The sequence below is a fragment of the Solimonas aquatica genome, from assembly GCF_900111015.1.
GTDB lineage: Bacteria > Pseudomonadota > Gammaproteobacteria > Nevskiales > Nevskiaceae > Solimonas > Solimonas aquatica.
In genome coordinates this window covers 40,179-54,777 of record NZ_FOFS01000003.1, presented here as the reverse complement: position 1 = coordinate 54,777, position 14,599 = coordinate 40,179, and the positions used below count along the sequence as shown (strand labels likewise).

General features: G+C 67.0%; 16 protein-coding genes. 6 read left to right on the top strand and 10 right to left on the bottom strand.

From position 1 onward, the window contains the following. Positions 1–7: 7 nt before the first annotated feature. Genes BMY12_RS04415 through BMY12_RS04405 form a run of 3 tightly spaced genes read right to left on the bottom strand, consistent with a single transcriptional unit; the run spans position 8 to position 3,629 of the window. A complete protein-coding gene (locus tag BMY12_RS04415; RefSeq protein WP_143068839.1) occupies positions 8–673 on the bottom strand; it encodes a hypothetical protein in 666 nt (221 codons plus the stop codon). Between the two features lie 2 nt (positions 674–675). Then, positions 676–2,130, bottom strand: coding sequence for an alkaline phosphatase (locus tag BMY12_RS04410; RefSeq protein WP_093282599.1), 1,455 nt, complete (start codon positions 2,128–2,130; stop codon positions 676–678). Positions 2,131–2,156: 26 nt separating this feature from the next. Further along, entirely contained in the window at positions 2,157–3,629 is a 1,473-nt protein-coding gene (locus BMY12_RS04405) for an alkaline phosphatase (RefSeq protein WP_218140084.1), read from the bottom strand. 233 nt (positions 3,630–3,862) lie between these two features. Here BMY12_RS04405 and pdhA point away from each other — a divergent pair, with 233 nt between their 5' ends. The 3 genes from pdhA to BMY12_RS04390 are packed head-to-tail and all read left to right on the top strand — an operon-like array spanning position 3,863 to position 7,118. Next, positions 3,863–4,969: a pyruvate dehydrogenase (acetyl-transferring) E1 component subunit alpha gene (gene pdhA / locus BMY12_RS04400; RefSeq protein WP_093282596.1), complete on the top strand. Its 1,107-nt coding sequence runs from the start codon at positions 3,863–3,865 to the stop codon at positions 4,967–4,969. Positions 4,970–4,974: 5 nt separating this feature from the next. Beyond that, on the top strand, positions 4,975–5,964 hold the full coding sequence (locus BMY12_RS04395) for an alpha-ketoacid dehydrogenase subunit beta (RefSeq protein WP_093282594.1): 990 nt from the start codon (positions 4,975–4,977) through the stop codon (positions 5,962–5,964). Positions 5,965–5,978: 14 nt separating this feature from the next. Next, positions 5,979–7,118, top strand: coding sequence for a dihydrolipoamide acetyltransferase family protein (locus tag BMY12_RS04390; RefSeq protein WP_093282591.1), 1,140 nt, complete (start codon positions 5,979–5,981; stop codon positions 7,116–7,118). A gap of 1 nt (position 7,119) precedes the next feature. Here the strand turns inward: BMY12_RS04390 and BMY12_RS04385 are convergent, their stop codons facing one another. From BMY12_RS04385 to BMY12_RS04375, 3 genes are all read right to left on the bottom strand, one after another. Further along, positions 7,120–7,521, bottom strand: a complete 402-nt coding sequence (locus BMY12_RS04385) for a hypothetical protein (protein WP_093282587.1) — start codon at positions 7,519–7,521, stop codon at positions 7,120–7,122. Beyond that, positions 7,518–8,411 (bottom strand): alpha/beta fold hydrolase, encoded by an 894-nt coding sequence (locus tag BMY12_RS04380; RefSeq protein ID WP_093282584.1) that lies wholly within the window; start codon positions 8,409–8,411, stop codon positions 7,518–7,520. Before BMY12_RS04380 ends, BMY12_RS04385 begins: the two co-directional genes overlap by 4 nt. A 76-nt stretch (positions 8,412–8,487) precedes the next feature. Next, positions 8,488–9,198 (bottom strand): helix-turn-helix domain-containing protein, encoded by a 711-nt coding sequence (locus BMY12_RS04375; RefSeq protein WP_093282581.1) that lies wholly within the window; start codon positions 9,196–9,198, stop codon positions 8,488–8,490. A gap of 229 nt (positions 9,199–9,427) precedes the next feature. On the opposite strand from BMY12_RS04375, the gene BMY12_RS04370 reads away from it, so the two are divergent. Genes BMY12_RS04370 through BMY12_RS04360 form a run of 3 tightly spaced genes read left to right on the top strand, consistent with a single transcriptional unit; the run spans position 9,428 to position 12,541 of the window. Next, on the top strand, positions 9,428–10,447 hold the full coding sequence (locus BMY12_RS04370) for an agmatine deiminase family protein (protein ID WP_093282578.1): 1,020 nt from the start codon (positions 9,428–9,430) through the stop codon (positions 10,445–10,447). Continuing rightward, positions 10,444–11,334 (top strand): carbon-nitrogen hydrolase, encoded by an 891-nt coding sequence (locus tag BMY12_RS04365; protein ID WP_093282576.1) that lies wholly within the window; start codon positions 10,444–10,446, stop codon positions 11,332–11,334. Before BMY12_RS04370 ends, BMY12_RS04365 begins: the two co-directional genes overlap by 4 nt. A 22-nt stretch (positions 11,335–11,356) precedes the next feature. Then, on the top strand, positions 11,357–12,541 hold the full coding sequence (locus BMY12_RS04360; RefSeq protein ID WP_177188836.1) for an FAD-dependent oxidoreductase: 1,185 nt from the start codon (positions 11,357–11,359) through the stop codon (positions 12,539–12,541). 94 nt (positions 12,542–12,635) lie between these two features. Here BMY12_RS04360 and BMY12_RS04355 read toward each other — a convergent pair whose 3' ends face one another. The 4 genes from BMY12_RS04355 to BMY12_RS04340 all read right to left on the bottom strand — a co-directional run bounded on the left by BMY12_RS04355 (position 12,636) and on the right by BMY12_RS04340 (position 14,439). Beyond that, the gene (locus BMY12_RS04355) at positions 12,636–12,959 is read right to left on the bottom strand and encodes a CsbD family protein (protein WP_093282571.1); all 324 of its coding nucleotides are present in this window, start codon (positions 12,957–12,959) and stop codon (positions 12,636–12,638) included. Positions 12,960–13,075: 116 nt separating this feature from the next. Beyond that, a complete protein-coding gene (locus BMY12_RS04350) occupies positions 13,076–13,288 on the bottom strand; it encodes a cold-shock protein (protein ID WP_093282568.1) in 213 nt (70 codons plus the stop codon). Positions 13,289–13,490: 202 nt separating this feature from the next. Further along, entirely contained in the window at positions 13,491–13,751 is a 261-nt protein-coding gene (gene rpoZ / locus BMY12_RS04345) for a DNA-directed RNA polymerase subunit omega (protein ID WP_093282566.1), read from the bottom strand. Positions 13,752–13,806: 55 nt separating this feature from the next. Beyond that, positions 13,807–14,439, bottom strand: a complete 633-nt coding sequence (locus tag BMY12_RS04340) for a class I SAM-dependent DNA methyltransferase (RefSeq protein WP_093282563.1) — start codon at positions 14,437–14,439, stop codon at positions 13,807–13,809. Positions 14,440–14,599: the final 160 nt, after the last annotated feature.

The window sequence follows — 14,599 nt, the reverse complement described above, 5'->3', positions numbered from 1 at the left end:
GCGGTCTTCAATCCATGAAGTCGTCGTATTCCTTGTGCTGGTAGCCGGCCAGCTCGCGCCAGGGCAGCGCGGCATCCGCGACCGCCGGCATCGGCTCGGCGACGATCAGCTGGCGCTCGACGCCGTCCTCGCGGCCGGTCTCGATGCGCCGCGCGTAGCCGCCGCGCTCGTCCCAGAGCACGCGGGTGTAGCGTCCCTGCCGGCGCTCCTCGCGCCAGCTGCAGCCGGCGGGCGCGGTGCGCACCAGCACCGGCATGCGCTTGACCACGGCCGGCGGCAGCAAGGCTGCGGCCGCTTCCCAGGAACCGTCGAAGCCGACCGCCGCGTACTCGGCGGCCGGGACGAACACCACGGTGCGGCTGCGGGTATCGACGTATTCGGCGATCAGCTCGCCCTTCTCGCCGCGGCGCAGATGCTGCGCCGCCAGCGCGAAGTCGAAGTGCGCGTGCTGCTCCTGCCCGCCATGCGCCGGCAGCCGCGCATCGATGATGCGCTGCGTCCAGACATGGCCCTCGCGCACGATCAGACGGTCCTGCCATTGCTCGCGCTTGTGCACGGCAGCGGCATCCACAGCTTCGCTCTCGTAACGAACCCGCAGGTCCAGATCGGCCGCGGCAGCGGCCGCGCAGACCGCGGCCAGCAGCAGCGCCGCCGTCGCCGCCATCGCCCGCATGTTCAATAGCCCGCCGCAGTCTTGATCAGGCTGAACACCGCGGTGTTCTCGATGGTGCCCTTGAAGCTGGCCTGATCGGCGCCCTGCGCGAACAGCATCACATCGCCGCCGCCGTGCGTCTCGCTGCCGGCCGAGCCGCGACGGATCGCCACTTCCTGCAGATAGCCGGTGGCGGTGACCTGCTCCTGGGTCAGGGCGCTGCGCGTGTCGGGGCGGTTGGCACCGTTGCCGAACACCAGCGTGGTGTACGGCAGGCCGTCGGCATCCAGGCTGTTGCTGCCGCTGGCATAGCTCTGATTGAGACCGAGCACGTCGGTGCCGCGCTTGCCGTAACCGTTGAAGGCGATGGTGTGGTCATGATCGGCGGTGACCACGATCAGCGTGTTCTTCAGGTCGGGATCGAGGGTCTTCATCTTGTCGATGGCGGTCTTCACCGCATCGTCGAAGGCGATGGTATCCACCAGCGCGCGCTTGGCATCGGTGCCGTGCAGCGCGTGGTCGATACGCCCACCCTCCACCATCAGGAAGAAGCCGTTGCTGTTCTTCGCCAGGATGTCGATGGCCTTGGCCGTCATCTGCGAGAGGCTGGGCTCCACGGCGGGATCGCGGTCCAGCTCGTAGGACATGTGGCCCTGCGCCTTGGCCTGATCGAACAGGCCGAGCAGCTTGCTGCCGGAGCTGGTCGGCGCGGCATTGAGGCCGCTCAGATCGCTGACATAGGTGTAACCCCTGCCCTGCATCTCGGCGACCAGATTGCGGCCATCGGGACGGCCCTTGGGATTGCTGGTCTTGTTGTACGGCGTCCAGTACTGGCTGATGCCGCCGAGCAAGACGTCGATGCCCTCGCCCAGCGCGCTGTTGAAGCCGCTGCCGCCGGGCACCGCCTGCACCGAGATCGCGTACTCGGCATCGCGATGACAGATATGCGCGTAAGTGGCCGCCGGCGTGGCATGCGTGAGGCGCGCCGTGGTGACCACGCCGGTCGCCTTGCTCTTGGCCTTGGCCAGTTCCAGCAGCGTGGTCTTGGCGCTGCCGTTGCCGCTCGCCGGGCAGTTGTTCTGCGCATTGGACACCGAGGTGCTGCTGCCGTCGCCGTTGTCCACCAGCACCGCGCTGGGCTTGTAAGGCTGCGACACCGCGCCGCCATCCAGCGCCAGCACTTCATTGCGTGATTTCACGCCGGTCATGTAGGCGGCCATGGACGGCGCGCTGTCGGTGGTCTGCGCATCCAGCGAGTAGGTCTTGATGCGCGCGGCATAGGGCATGGTGTCCATGGTCAGCGCGCCTTCTTCCTTGTACTGGTAGATGCGCGCGGCGGTCTTGGTCACCGGGCCCATGCCATCGCCCAGGAAGAAAATGACATTCTTGGCTTCGCCGGCGGCGTTGGAGCAGCCCGCGTTGAACACCGCCAGCAGGACGCCGGCCCAGATCGCGGCGCGGGTGAAATTCTTGGTCATCGTGATTCTCCGGTTGCGCCGATGGCTTACAGGCCGACAGCGGCCTTGCACAGATCGAACACCTTGTTGTTTTCGAGCGTGCCGTGGAAGGTGTCGGCGTTCAGGCCCATGGCGCCGAGGAATACATCGCCGCCGCCGTGCGTCTCGCTGCCGGAGGGCATGCGGATCGCCGCCTCCTGGTGATAGTCCTTGTTGAACACCTGATCATCGCTGAGGTCGCTCTGCGTGTTGCGGTTGCCCTGGATGCGGTTCTCGCCGTTGCCGAACACCAGCGTCGTGAACGGCTTGCCGTCGGCATCCTTGCTGGGCGTCACCGTGCTCAGGTCTTTCTGGCTGCCGTCGGTGTTCTGGGCAGCGGTGTAATCCCGCATCAGGCCGAGAATGCCCGGATGCGTATCGGTGGTGGCACCGGTGAGTGCCGCATAGCCGTTCATCACCAGGGTGTGGTCATGGTCGGCGGTGACCACGATCAGGGTGTTCTTCAACTCCGGATCGAGGGTCTTCATCTTGTCGATGGCGGTCTTGATGGCCTCGTCGAAAGCCTTGCCGTCCTGCAGCGCCTTGCGCGCCAGCGTGGGATGCAGGGCCTGATCGATACGACCGCCCTCCACCATCAGGAAGAAGCCCTTCGGATTCTTCGACACGATGTCGATGGCCTTGGCGGTCATCTGCGACAGGCTCGGCTCGCTGGCCGGGTCACGATCCAGATCGAAATTCATGTGGCCCTTGGTGAACAGGCCCAGCAGCTTGCCCGTCGTGGAGGCCGGGACGGCTTGCAGATCGGTGACATTGCTCACGTAGCTGTAGCCCTTGGCCTTCATCTCATCGACGAGGTTGCGCGTATCGCTGCGCGAGGAACCCTTCGTATCACCCTGGGGCAGGAAGTGCTGCCAGCCGCCGCCGAGCACCACGTCCACACCATCGAGCAGCGCGCTGTTGAAGCCACTGCCGCCCGGCACCAGCTGCGCGGCGATGTTGTTCTCGCCATCGCGGTGACAGATGTGCGCATACGTGGCGGCGGGCGTGGCATGCGTGACGCGCGTGGTGGTGACCACGGCGGTGCCGCGACCGGCAGCCTTGGCCAGTTCCAGCAGCGTGGTCACCGGCGTGCCGTTACCCGAGGCCGGGCAGGTGCTGTCGGCGCCGGAGACATAGCCCTTGCCGCTGGAATCCGCCGCCTTGGTGTCGGTGGACATGGAGATGACTTCATTGTTCATCTTGTAGCCGGTCATGTAGGCCGACATCGAGGGCGCGCTGTCGGTGACCTGCGCATCATTGGAGTACGTCTTGATGAAAGCCGACTCCGGGAACTGATCGATCTGCAGCTGACCGCTTTCGCCCACGGTATAGATGCGGGTGGCGGTCATCGGCACGATGCCGTAGCCGTCGCCCAGGAAGAAGATCAGATTCTTTGGTTTGACTGAGTCCTTGTTGTCATTGCAGCCGCCCAGAACCAGGGCGGCCAGGACCGTGGCGGCCGTGAGTAGTTTGCGCATCATGCTTTCCCCTTGCTGATGGCCGCGAGTCTGCTGTCCAGCGATGACATCGCGATGACATTTGCGCGCCCGCGCCGGTGCTGCACGCCCGCCCGGGCCGACCGCTTGAGTGGATTTCCGGCTGCCAAAAGCCGGTCAAGCCCCTAGAATCCGCCGCTAAGGAAGATCAAGGCTCCGGCCGCATGGGCGAAGCAGGATGCTCGCACCGGCCGCGCCAAAGACACGAGGATGCGTGCATGAGTCACAGCAGTCCCGCCGTAGAACGCGTTGCGCAGTTCGAAGTCACGTACACGCAGTATCTGGACCCCGAGGGTCAGCCGCGTGCACCGCTGCCGGACTTTGCGCAGGACGCCGAGGAGTTGCGGCGCATGTACCGCGCCATGGTGCAGACCCGCGCCTTCGACAAGAAGGCGGTGGTCTTGCAGCGTACCGGTCGCATGGGCACTTACGCCGCCTGCCTGGGCCAGGAAGCCATCGGCACCGCCATCGGCTGCGCGCTGCGCGCCGAAGACATCTTCATCCCCGCCTATCGCGAATACGCCGCGCAGCTGCTGCGCGGTGTGCGCATGCGCGACATCCTGCTCAACTGGGGCGGCGACGAGCGCGGCATGCACTACGAGGGCTGCGCGATCCGCCACGACTTTCCGCTCTCGGTGCCCATCGGCTCGCACGTGCCGCAGGCCATCGGCGTGGCCTATGCGCTGAAGCTGCGCCGCGAGCCGCGCGTGGTGCTGGCTTCCTGCGGCGACGGCGCCACCAGCAAGGGCGATGTCTACGAAGCCATCTCCTCGGCCAAGGTCTGGAACCTGCCGCTGGTGTTTCTGATCTCCAACAATCAATGGGCGATCTCGCTGCCGCGCGGCCGCCAGACCGGCGCCCAGACCCTGGCACAGAAAGCCTTCGCCGGCGGCCTGCCCGGCGAGCAGGTGGACGGCAATGATGTGATCGCCACCCGCGCGGTGCTGGCCGCTGCCATCGAGCGCGCGCGCAGCGGCGGTGGCCCGAGCCTGATCGAGGCCATCACTTATCGCCTGCACGATCACACCACGGCCGACGATGCGCGCCGCTACCGCAACGAGGCCGAGGTGCAGGAGGCCTGGCAGCGCTGCCCGGTCAAACGCCTCAAGCAGCATCTGGAAGCTCGCGGCCTGCTCAGCGCCAGCGACGAAGCCGCCTTGCAGCAGGAGGCCTCGGCCTTTGCCGATCAGGCCGCCGAAGAATTCCTGGCCACACCGCCGGCCTCACCGGCGGCGATGTTCGATCATCTCTACGCGCAGCTGCCCAAGCAGTACGAGTGGCAGCGCCAGGAGGCCCTGGCGCGCGGCCTCAAGCCGGGACACTGAGCACCATGCCGGAACTGAACCTGATTGAGGCGGTGAACCTGGCGCTGCGCAGCGAGATGCAGCGCGATGCCGGGGTGCTGGTGCTGGGCGAGGACGTGGGCCGCAATGGCGGCGTGTTCCGCGCCACCGTCGGCCTGCTCGACGCCTTCGGCGAGGAGCGCGTGATCGACACGCCGCTGGCGGAAACCCTGATCGCGGCCATGGCCATCGGCCTGGCCACACAAGGCTTCAAGCCCGTGGCGGAGATCCAGTTCTCCGGCTTCACCTATCCCTGCATCGACCAGATCGTCAATCACGCCGCGCGCTACCGGCATCGCACGCGCAGCCGTCTGAGCTGCCCCATGGTGCTGCGCGCCCCCAATGGCGGCGGCATCCACGCCCCCGAGCATCATTCCGAATCGGTGGAAGCCACCTTCGCGCACATCCCGGGCTTGCGCGTGGTGGCGCCGTCCACCCCGGCGCGCGCCTACGGCCTGCTGCTGGCCGCGATCCGCGATCCGGACCCGGTGATCTTTCTGGAGCCCACGCGCCTGTATCGCCTGTTCAAGCAGGCCGTGGAAGACAATGGCGAGGCCCTGCCGCTGGACACCGCCTTCGTGGAACGCGAAGGCCAGGATCTGACCCTGGTGTCCTGGGGCGCGATGATGCAGGACGCGCGCGCCGCCGCCGACCGTCTGGCCGAGGAAGGCATTTCCGTGGAGCTGATCGATGTCGCCACGATCAAGCCCCTGGACATGGACACCATTCTCGCCTCGGTGGCCAAGACCGGGCGCTGCGTGATCGTGCAGGAATCGCCGCGCGCCGGCGGCTGGGCCTCCGAGATCGCCGCCAATATCGCCGAGCACGGCCTGCTCAATCTGTTCGCGCCGGTGCTGCGCGTCTCCGGCTACGACACCATCATGCCGCTGGCCCGGCACGAAGCCCTGTACATCCCCGACACCGAACGCATCCTCGCCGAGGTGCGCAAGGTCTTCGAGTTCGCCCCCAAAGCCTAGAGCCACAACCCCACATGATCGTCTTCAAGCTGCCGGATTTGGGTGAAGGACTGCAGGACGCGGAAATCCGCGAATGGCTGGTGCAGGAAGGCCAGAGCGTGGCCGCCGACCAGCCCCTGGTCTCGGTGGAAACTGCCAAGGCCGTGGTGGAAGTGCCCAGCCCGCAGGCCGGTGTGATTGCCAGGCTGCACGCCAAGGCCGGCGACACCGTGGAAGTGGGCAAGCCGCTGGTGAGCTTCGAAGGCGAGGCGCCGGCCGCCGCGCCGGCTGCGCCCGCGCCCGCGCCCGAGGCGATCCGCGACACCGGCGTGGTGGTGGGCGCGATGACGCAGGGCAACGAGGTGGTGCGCGAGCGCGCCACCGCCATCGGCAGTGCTTCCGGCGTCAAAGTGATGCCGGCGGTGCGCGCGCTGGCGCAGCGGCTGAACGTGGACCTGTCCATCGTCACGCCCAGCGGCCCCAACGAGATGATCACCGCCGCCGACGTGCAGCGCGTGCACAAGATTCTCTCCAGCGTCGGCCCGCTGGAAAAACTGCACGGCGCGCGCCGCGCCATGGCCAAGACCATGTCGCAGGCCCGCGACGAGGTGATGCCCACCACCGTCACCGACGATGCCGTGCTGCACGCCTGGAGCGCGCCGCAGGACGTGACCCTGCGCCTGATCCGCGCCCTGGTCGCTGCCTGCCGCGTGCAGCCGGCGCTCAATGCCTGGTACGACAGTGTGGAGATCGGCCGGCGCATCCTCGACAAGGTGCACCTGGGCGTGGCCGTGGACACGCCCGATGGCTTGTATGTGGCGGTGCTGCACGACGTCGCCAACCGCAACCACGATTCCCTGCGTGAAGGCCTGCAGAAGATGAAGGCCGCCGCCGCCGCCAAGGCCATGGCCCCGGAAGACCTGCGCGGCTTCACCATCACCCTGTCCAACTTCGGCAAGTTCGGCGGCAAGTACGCCACGCCAGTGATCGTGCCGCCGACCGTGGCCATCGTCGCCGCCGGCGCGGTGCGTGATGCGGTGGTGCCGGTGAACGGCCAGATCGCGATTGCCAAGGTGCTGCCGCTGTCGGTGACCTTCGATCACCGCGCCGTCACCGGCGGCGAGGCCACGCGCTTCCTCGCCGCGATGGTCGCCGACCTGCAACTGCCGGAATAGCTCAGGCGCTGGCGCGGCTCGCGCGGCGCCGGAGCAGCAGCGCCAGCACCAGCGCCGCCATCAGGTCGTAGGCCGCGCAGAACGAGGGCCACCAGACCGGCACGCCGGGATTGGCGATGAAGGCGTCATGCGTGAAATCAAACAGCGCATGCGCCGCCAGGCCCAGCACCAGATACCAGGGCCTGAGCTTGAAGCCGGCCAGCGCCAGCGCCGTGAACAGCGCCAGACCCAGGGACTCCTGAAGAAACAGCGCCAGCGACTGCGCCTGCGCGGCGAACAGCAGGTAGTAGGACGCGATCACGATCAGCAGCGTGGGATAAAACGCGCGGTCGCGATCCAGGCCCACACCGGCCGCCGCCAGTGCCACGGCCAGGGCCATGACGGCACCGATCAGATAGCTCATGCCAGCACCTTGTCCGCCATGCTCGCAGCACTGTCATGAAGAAAAACCTCCAGGTGCTGCGCCAGCTGCCCTGGATTGTCGATGGCGGAGAAGGTGTAGGCATCGTCCACCAGCATCAGCCGCGCCTGCGGGAAATGCTGCTGCAGCCGCCGCGCATGCGTCAGGGGGAAGAAACGATCCTGCCGCGACCAGGCGATCAGCACCGGTGCGCGAAAGCCCGCGAAGCTGTGCGCCGCCTGCAGTGTGTAGCGCGCCGAAATGCCGCGCAGGAACTTGCCCAGATCGCGGCGCACGCCCGATGAAGCCGCCATCGGCGCGGTCAGCGCATCGGCCAGATCGCGGGGCATGCGCTTCACCAGCCAGCCGAAGGCGATCGGCAGGCGGCGCAGCGGCCGCAGGCGCAGCAGCTGCGCCAGCAGCCAGAGCATGCCGGGCACGAAGGCGGCGTACTCCAGATATTTGAACAGCAGCGGCAGCCAGATCTCGTAGGCGTCACAGGACGTGAGCACCAGACGTTCGACACGCTGCGGATGGCGCGCCAGCAGCATCTGGCACAGCGCGCCGCCGCTGTCGTTGCCGATCAGCGTGGCGCGCGGCAGCCGCAGCGCGTCCATGAAGGCCACGATCTGCTCCACCATGCCCGGCGGCGAGAGATCGGCATCGGGACGCATGGCCAGACGATGCGCGCCCAGTGGCCAGGTCGGCAGGATGCAGCGGTAATGCGGCGCCAGTCTCTGCGCCACCGCCTCCCAGAGCCGCTCATTGGCCAGCACACCATGCACGAACAGCAATGGCGGCGCCTCGGCCGCACCGTATTCGCGATATTCGACAACGCCGCCCGGCACCATTGCCCGGTGCATGCCTGGCGGCGGCGTAGCTTTCAGAGCCATGCGCCGCTCCCTCGATGATCGGCGCCACTCTAGGAAAAAGGGTGCAGCCTGTCTTGAACAAATCGGCTGCGCGGCTTCATGCCAGCTCGTCCAGCACGATCAGGCGGCTGGCCTGAAACACCCCCGGCGTGATGCCCAGCATCTCGACGAAGGTGCGGGTCAGGTGCGCGGCATCGGCAAAGCCCGCGGCCAGGGCGGCATCGACGATGCGCTCGCCCTGCGCCAGCTGCTGCGCGGCCAGGCGCAGCCGCCACCAGCGACGATACCGCACCGGGGTGCCGCCCACCGAGGCGCTGAACAGCTGCCGCAATCGTCGCGGCGAGACGCCGGCCCGCGGCGCCATCATCGGCAGCGCCAGGTCCTGATCGCGACGCAGCGCATCCACGGCCTTGAGCACGCGCGCATCGGCGGCCTCCTGCATGTCCGGCTGCAGCTGCTGCACGACGGTCGGCGCCTCGCCAGCGCCGAGGTCCAGCCGCCGGCACAGGCGGAACAGCTCGCGCAGCTGCCGCGAAGCCGGCAGGCCGGAATGCGCGAAGGCCCCGGCATCGGCGTAGTACAGGCCGATGCGCCGCCCCGGCGCCGTGACGCGATGCAGGCTGCCGGCTTTCACCAGCGCGATGCGCCCGTGACGCCGCTCGCCCGAAGCCCAGTTCACCTCCAGCTCACCATCCAGGCCCATCACCAGCTTGTGGGCCAGATGCCGGTGCAGCGGCGTTGCGCCGCCCTGCCCCACGAACAGCGCCCATTCCGCGCCGAGATAGATCGTTCCGGTCCAGTCCTGCATCGGCGTAACTTAGCACCGTGCCGCGCCCCTGCCTTGCCGGCGCGGCGCTGATTCATCGCTGACACATGGACCGCCGCTTCGCAGGCGCAATGCCACGATTTTCCGAAGCGATCGGCACAAGCTCCGTGATGACCTTTTGCATCACCCTGTTAGAATCGCGCTTCGAATGGGCTTCCCTGCGCGCCCCGCGTGCGCTTTCGTCATTTCACCGCTGACAACTTCCGGATTCATGTCCACCGTTCTCCCCGCCGAATGGGCGCCGCAGCGCGCCGTGCAACTCACCTGGCCTCGTCCGGAGGGTGACTTCGCCCGGCACTTCGCGGCCGTGGAGCGCTGCTTCATCGCCATCGCCGCGGCGGTCACGCGCTTTGAGCATCTGATCATCGCCTGTGGCCCCGACAAGGCGGCGCTGCGCGAAAAGCTGCTGGCCGGTGGCGTGCGCGACGAGCGTCTGCGGCTGTACAGCGTGCCGGCCAATGATGTCTGGGCACGCGACCATGGCCCGATCACGGTGTTTCGTGACGGCAAGGCCGTGCATCTGAACTTCGTGTTCAACGGCTGGGGCGGCAAGTTCAACGCCTGGCTGGACAATGAAATCACCCGCCGCCTCGCCGAGCAGCAGGCCTGGCAGGCACCGGTGGAGGACTTGAGCTTCGTGCTGGAAGGCGGCGCCATCGAAAGCGATGGCCAGGGCACGCTGCTGACCACCGAGCGCTGCCTGCTCGCAGCCACGCGCAATCCGCAGTTCGACAAGCTGCAGATCGAAGCCCAGCTCATGCACTGGTTCGGCGTGCGCCGCGTACTGTGGCTCAGGCACGGCGACCTGCTCGGCGATGACACCGACGGCCACATCGACACCATCGCGCGCTTCTGCGATGCGCGCACCATCGCCTATCAGGCCTGCGAGGATGTGCGCGACCCGCACTACGCCGATCTCAAGGCCATGGAGGCCGAGCTGCAGGCCCTGCGCACCGCCGACGGCGAGCCTTATGCGCTGGTGCCGCTGCCGATGCCGGCACCGGCCTACGATGAGGACGGCAGGCGCCTGCCGGCGGGCTATCCCAATTTCCTGATCATCAATGGCGCGGTGCTGGTGCCGGTGTACGGCAATGCCCAGGATGAGATCGCACTGGCGCGGCTGCAGCCTGTGTTCGCGGACCGCGAGGTGATCGGCATCGACTGCCGCGCGCTGATCGAGCAGTACGGCAGCCTGCACTGCGTCACCATGCAGATTCCGGAGAGCGCATGAGCAAGTCCAGCATCCTTCGCGTCGGCATCGTGCAGCAGGCCTGCGGCAGCGATGCCGAAGCCAATCTGCACGAGTCCGAGCGCGGCATCCGCGCCGCCGCCGCGCAAGGTGCGCAGCTGGTGCTGCTGCAGGAACTGCACACCTCGCTGTATTTCTGCCAGCACGAATCCACTGAGCTGTTCAATCTCGCGGAAGCCATTCCAGGCCCGTCTTCGGACTTTCTCGGCACGCTCGCCGGCGAGCTGGGCATCGTCATCGTCGGCTCGCTGTTCGAGCGTCGCGCACCGGGCCTGTATCACAACACTGCGGTGGTGCTGGAGCGCGACGGCTCGCTCGCCGGCATCTACCGCAAGATGCACATCCCGGATGATCCGGGCTACTACGAGAAGTTCTACTTCACGCCCGGCGACATCGGGTTCGAGCCCATCGAAACCAGCGTCGGACGGCTTGGCGTGCTGGTGTGCTGGGACCAGTGGTATCCGGAAGCCGCGCGCCTGATGGCCCTGGCCGGCGCCGATCTGCTGCTGTATCCCACCGCCATCGGCTGGAATCCGCAGGACGAAGAAGACGAGCAGCTGCGCCAGCGCGAAGCCTGGGTCACCATCCAGCGCGCGCATGCGGTGGCCAATGGCCTGCCGGTGCTGGTGGCCAATCGCGTCGGCTTCGAGTCCGATCCCGCCGGCCAGTGGCCCGGCTCGCAGTTCTGGGGCAGCAGCTTCATTGCCGGCCCGCAGGGTGAATTCATCGCCCTGGCCGAGGATCAGCCGGCGGTGATCGTCGCCGATGTGGATCTCCGGCGCAGCGAGAACGTGCGCCGCTGGTGGCCCTTCCTGCGCGATCGCCGCATCGATGCCTACGGCGATCTGGTGAAGCGCTACCGGCGCTAGTCCCAGCCGGGCCCCGATCATCGTGAGCACTCCGCACGCCTTGATTGTCGGTGCCGGCATCGGCGGCCTGAGCGCCGCCTTGACGCTGGCCCGCAGCGGCTGGCGCATCACCCTGGTCGAACAGACCGCCGAACCTTCCGAAGTCGGCGCGGGCCTGCAGATCAGCCCGAACGCCTCGCGGGTGTTGCTCAGCCTGGGCCTCGGCGAAGCGCTGGAAGCCTGCGCCTGTCATCCGCTGGCGCTGGAAATGCGCAGCGCGCAAAACGGCCGGCTGCTCAGCCGCATGCCCCTGGGCGAGTCGATGCGGCAACGCTACGGCGCGCCTTATCTGCACCTGCATCGCGCCGATCTGCATGGCGTGCTGCTGCAGGCGGCGCGCGAGCTGGCGCAGATCGAATGCGTATTCAATGCGCGCGTCATCCTGGTGGAGCAGAACGCTTCGCGCGTCAGCCTCTGCATCGCCAACGGCCGTGAGTTGCAGGCCGATCTGCTGATCGGCGCCGATGGCATTCATTCCCTGGTCCGCGCCACCTTGTTCGGCGCCGAGCACGCGCGCTTCACCGGCTGCGTGGCCTGGCGTGGCGTGATTCCCGCAAGCCGCTTGCGCGACGCGGACATCCCGCGCAGCGCCGCGCTGTGGCTGGGGCCGGGCGCCCACTTCGTGCACTACTACCTGCGTCGCGGCGAGCTGCTCAACTTCGTGGCGGTCACCGAGTGCGAAGGCTGGGAAGTGGAGTCCTGGACGCAGAAGGGCGAGTATCGGGAGTTGTTCGACGAGTTCGGCGACTGGCCCGCGCCGGTCAGCCGCATCATCGAAGCCGCCGATCCGGCGGCCTGCTTCAAGTGGGCCTTGTTCGACCGCCCGCCGATGCCGCAGTGGTCGCAGGGCCGCGTGAGCCTGCTGGGCGATGCCTGCCATCCAACCCTGCCGTTCATGGCCCAGGGCGCGGCGATGGCCATCGAGGACGCGGCGGTGCTGGCCAGCTGCCTGCGGCGCAGCGCGGCGATTCCCGGGGCCCTGCTCGAATACGAGCAGCTGCGCCGCGCACGCACGGCGGAGATCCAGAACACCAGCCGCGACAACAAGCGCCGCTATCACTATCGCGGTGCCGCAGCCTGGGCGCGCGATCTGGCGATGCCGGCCCTGCAGGGCGCACTGGCGCGCAAGCTCGACGCCCTGTACGGCTACGACCCGCTGCGCGTCTGAACCTCGCGCCAGGGCTCACAGCGCCGGCCGCTCCCGAGCAAAAAAAAGCGGCCTGGCGCCTGCGCGCCAGACCGCCTTCAGTCATCGACCAAAATTACAGTGCCGCAGCCAGCGGTGCGCGATGCGTGTCGAAGAACGCATTGACCTGCCGGTCAGACTCTTCGCGGCTGAGCTGGTAGCGCAGCTGCACCAGGCCGGCGAGCTTGTGGAAATTGCCTTCCACGCCCGCCAGTTCCTGCGGATGCAGCTTGGCCCAGGTGGCCTTGGCGGGAGCCAGCAGGCTCAGCCACTGCTCCTTCACGGCACGGGCCTCGGCCTGCGCTGCGGCGCGCAGCTGATTCTTGGTGGGCGTGCCAGGAGCGCGCCGCACCTTGACCGGTGCGGGATATTGGGACGGACGCTGACGCTTGGGGCGCATAGTGCTTCCTCGATCAGAAAATGGAGCGGGAACGAGCGCGCAGCGCCGCAATGGCGCGCGCGAGGGATAAAAAAACCGCGGCAGTGGCCGCGGTTTTTTAACTACGGACCGGCAGCTTAGACTGCGCGAATCCGCGTCGCCTGCATGCCCTTGGGACCGCGAGCGGCGACGTATTCGACGCGCTGGCCTTCGGACAGGGACTTGAAGCCATCACCCTGGATTTCCTTGAAGTGCGCGAAGAGGTCTTCGCCGCCTTCGGAAGGGGTGATGAAGCCGAAGCCCTTGGCGTCATTGAACCACTTGACGGTACCGGTTGAAACATTGCTCATGGATGCATTCCTTTCATTGAGCGCGGGCACAAACCCGCCCGCGAGGCTGCAAATCATTCAAGGAAGGCATCTGGAAATTTCGTGCCGCTGTGACTGCGGACGGGAACTAGCTGATTACGCTGCTTGATACTTTGCGAGCCGCAGCTTACGCGACATTCATGGCCTTGTCGAATCAAGACTTTGCCGCGCCAAGCGGCAGGTTCTACTTGAATTCGCCTTCCAGGGTCTCCAGCTCCAGCTTCTGCGGCGATTCCAGCGGCAGATCCACCTCGTTCAGCACCGCAGCCGAAACATGCCCGGCGGCGATCTCCTGCAGCGCCAGCACCGTCGATTTGTGATCGCCCCAGGGCAGCTGCGAATTGGCGCCACGCGCCAGTTGCCGTGCGCGCTTTGCCGCGATCTGGACCAGAGCAAAATTGCTGCCGACCGATGCCAGACAGTCTTCAACAGTGACGCGTGCCATGGGTTACTCGTTCAAGAATCACCGCAAAAGCACGGTCGGCGGACTATACGCGCAATTACCGCTGTGCGTTTGCCAGATCAGGGCCTGGCCGCCGCGCGCTCAGCAGAAACACGCCGTACTCGCCCTGCGGCTTGCGCAGCACACTGACCGAATCCAGCCGAACCGACGCAAAACCCGCATCGGCAGGGAGTTTGGCGAAGGCCTCGCGTTCAAAGCCATGATGAAACACGCCGGTGTCCTCGCTGTGAAAGCTGCCGTCCTCGCAATCCAGATCGGCGATGGCGATGAAGCCGCCGTCCCTGAGCATGGCGTGGAACTTCGCAAACATCGCGGCGGTATCGGCGATGTGATGCATCGTCATCGAGGAGATGATGCCGTCCACACGCAGCGGCAGCGTGGTTTTTTCCAGATCCACTTCCAGCAGCTCCAGCTCGCAGGCGATGCGGCTGCGCTTGTCCGCCAGCTGCCGGTTCATGGCGGGCGAGACATCGATGGCCGTGATCCTGTCCACATAAGGCGCGATCTTCTCCAGCAGCAGCCCGGTGTCCGAGCCGAAATCGATCAGATGCATCGCAGGCCTGAACGCGAAGCGCCGCAGGATCGCCTCGGCAATCGTGGCCACATTGTCGACGCGGCTGGGATTGTCTTCGTAGCGGGCGGCTTTCTGTGCGAAGTGATCGACGGCCATTGCAGGCACCTGCGGAGTCCAAGAAACCAGGCGCCATCATAGGGGCAAGTGCCGGCGCCACATCCTTGCCGCGCGCCGCGCCATCCGGGCCGCCGCAAGCCCAGCTTTGCGTGAACTCGCCGCCGCGCTGCGCCCTCCCCTGCAGTCACCGCGCCGGCCC

Coding starts and splice junctions, on each gene's coding strand:
- BMY12_RS04415 (WP_143068839.1), bottom strand. CDS start 673: ATGCGGGCGATGGCGGCGACGGCGGCGCTGCTGCTGGCCGCGGTCTGC.
- BMY12_RS04395 (WP_093282594.1), top strand. CDS start 4,975: ATGCCGGAACTGAACCTGATTGAGGCGGTGAACCTGGCGCTGCGCAGC.
- BMY12_RS04340 (WP_093282563.1), bottom strand. CDS start 14,439: ATGGCCGTCGATCACTTCGCACAGAAAGCCGCCCGCTACGAAGACAAT.
- pdhA (WP_093282596.1), top strand. CDS start 3,863: ATGAGTCACAGCAGTCCCGCCGTAGAACGCGTTGCGCAGTTCGAAGTC.
- BMY12_RS04410 (WP_093282599.1), bottom strand. CDS start 2,130: ATGACCAAGAATTTCACCCGCGCCGCGATCTGGGCCGGCGTCCTGCTG.
- BMY12_RS04405 (WP_218140084.1), bottom strand. CDS start 3,629: ATGATGCGCAAACTACTCACGGCCGCCACGGTCCTGGCCGCCCTGGTT.
- BMY12_RS04350 (WP_093282568.1), bottom strand. CDS start 13,288: ATGAGCAATGTTTCAACCGGTACCGTCAAGTGGTTCAATGACGCCAAG.
- BMY12_RS04370 (WP_093282578.1), top strand. CDS start 9,428: ATGTCCACCGTTCTCCCCGCCGAATGGGCGCCGCAGCGCGCCGTGCAA.
- BMY12_RS04365 (WP_093282576.1), top strand. CDS start 10,444: ATGAGCAAGTCCAGCATCCTTCGCGTCGGCATCGTGCAGCAGGCCTGC.
- BMY12_RS04355 (WP_093282571.1), bottom strand. CDS start 12,959: ATGCGCCCCAAGCGTCAGCGTCCGTCCCAATATCCCGCACCGGTCAAG.
- BMY12_RS04390 (WP_093282591.1), top strand. CDS start 5,979: ATGATCGTCTTCAAGCTGCCGGATTTGGGTGAAGGACTGCAGGACGCG.
- BMY12_RS04380 (WP_093282584.1), bottom strand. CDS start 8,411: ATGGCTCTGAAAGCTACGCCGCCGCCAGGCATGCACCGGGCAATGGTG.
- rpoZ (WP_093282566.1), bottom strand. CDS start 13,751: ATGGCACGCGTCACTGTTGAAGACTGTCTGGCATCGGTCGGCAGCAAT.
- BMY12_RS04385 (WP_093282587.1), bottom strand. CDS start 7,521: ATGAGCTATCTGATCGGTGCCGTCATGGCCCTGGCCGTGGCACTGGCG.
- BMY12_RS04375 (WP_093282581.1), bottom strand. CDS start 9,198: ATGCAGGACTGGACCGGAACGATCTATCTCGGCGCGGAATGGGCGCTG.